Source organism: Pseudomonas sp. WS 5011, assembly GCF_012985775.1.
GTDB lineage: Bacteria > Pseudomonadota > Gammaproteobacteria > Pseudomonadales > Pseudomonadaceae > Aquipseudomonas > Aquipseudomonas peli.
The window spans coordinates 1-1714 of the sequence record NZ_JAAQXA010000065.1; the positions used below are offsets into that span (position 1 = coordinate 1).

1 protein-coding gene is annotated in these 1714 nt (G+C 47.9%); it reads right to left on the minus strand.

All coding sequences use genetic code 11. The annotated features are described in order from the left end of the window. Positions 1–582: 582 nt before the first annotated feature. Complete coding sequence (locus HBN63_RS21505; RefSeq protein WP_223181900.1) at positions 583–1326, minus strand: Mu transposase C-terminal domain-containing protein; 744 nt, start codon at positions 1324–1326, stop codon at positions 583–585. Between the last annotated feature and the right edge of the window lie 388 nt (positions 1327–1714).

Sequence of the window (1714 nt, forward strand, 5' to 3'; positions counted from 1 at the left end):
CCCGGTTGAGTGGCCGGATGGCCGTGGAATCAGTGGCCGGATGCGCGTGGAATGGGTGGCCGGATCAGCGTGGAATCGGTGGTCAGATGCTCATGGAATGGGTGGCCAGATGACCGTGGAATCCGCATTCTGCGCAAATGTGCTAACCGACAGAATGCTTCGGGGACCAGACCGTTCCGAATCTTACCTATTGGTACACCCAGTGCCTCACTAATGCTGTCCTCAAAACCATGGAGATTGGGGTCGGGAGACAGGCTGAACGCAATACAACCATAAGAGTCTATATGCCTTTTTCTGAGTGATTCCATATCGGACTCAATCTTCTTAAATAGGCTGGTCTTTCCCATGCCTGGGCGGCCACAAATCAACATGCATTGCGCCTGAGTCTTCGGTGGCATTTCGTAAATAGCGCGTACCCCTGCCCTGATCGCCACCACCTGCGGGTAATTTACCCAACAATCCCTGTATATCTTACTGATACGCTCACGGTCATTGAGGAGCAGGTGCTCACGAAACTTTGGGTCGACATGGTCAAAATTAACTGACGTCTTCATCAAGCACCTCAGCAGGAGGGGGCGACCCTCAGTCTTCCAGAGTATAAGCGACAGGATTAACGCTGTAGTCTATCGACTCAATGTGCTTTTCAATTTGACGCTGCCCATTCAACGGATGCCCTGGATCGGCGAATCGAGACTTTTTACGCTCTCGTGTTTTACGGGCTTGCTTACTCGCCATAGTCGCAGCACTAACAAGTTGTTCATTTTTCTCAATCAACTTGAAGACTTCTGCAGCTGGTACCCTTCGCGCGCTTTCGCCGCGAATCTTCTTCCTTAAGCTTTTAAACTCGGATAGAGTAGTATCAGGGAGTCGCAGGTCAGCATAGCTTAGTTCAATGTAATTTTTTTCACCCTCTGGAAGCACCCATATTTTTTTCAGAGAATCAGGGTCATAGCGCACCACGCACTTTGTGCCGATATCAAAGCGCTTCAAAGTATTAGTGTAGTAGTCGATGTTGTGTATCCTGACCCCTGCCCTTCCTATTACTCGCGTCTTAGATGGCATGAAATCAATAAGCAAGCGTTTCGGATCATCTACTAGTAAGGGATAAGAGAAGCTGCCATCTTTGTTCTGATAATACTCTTCCCACTTATGGAGCGGTGAGCAGCCTAAGGCAGAGTGCTCTGTGCTGTGATAAATTTCCACCTCCCTAATTAGCCATTCCCGAAACTCAGAGAATAGTAACGAAGCCATCCTTTCACTTTTATAATCACCTTTAGCTTTAGTCGATGACATTGTGGTTCCAGGCAGGATATGAATCTTGCCCATAAGGGTACCAATCAATCGTTCAATATGGGCCCCATTATGTGGTGTGCCCCTAGGGCGAAATGTCAATTCAATTCCATACGACCGACAACTATCGGATAATTTTTTTGATCTAAACTCTTTTGCATTATCTACATGTATTCTCTTAGGTAAGCCGTAGAAGGGATATTCATAGCCACTAAACCCATAAGACTTCAACCAGCTATTCTTTGGAAGTGCTGCGTGAGCGATGCATAGCGCAACAGACATTGCCGAGGGATATGACAGGGCGGTTGCAGGAGCTGAGTGCAACACGGTTATTGAATTGAAGCCGGAGCATCATGCCGCATAGCCAAGGCTTCCTGCATCACCTCTCCCATGACTTCGATCGGGCATTTGAAATCGAAGCTCT

What these genes read in the sequence shown, in the direction of transcription:
- HBN63_RS21505 (WP_223181900.1), bottom strand. Translation starts at nt 1,326, where the DNA reads ATGGGCAAGATTCATATCCTGCCTGGAACCACAATGTCATCGACTAAA.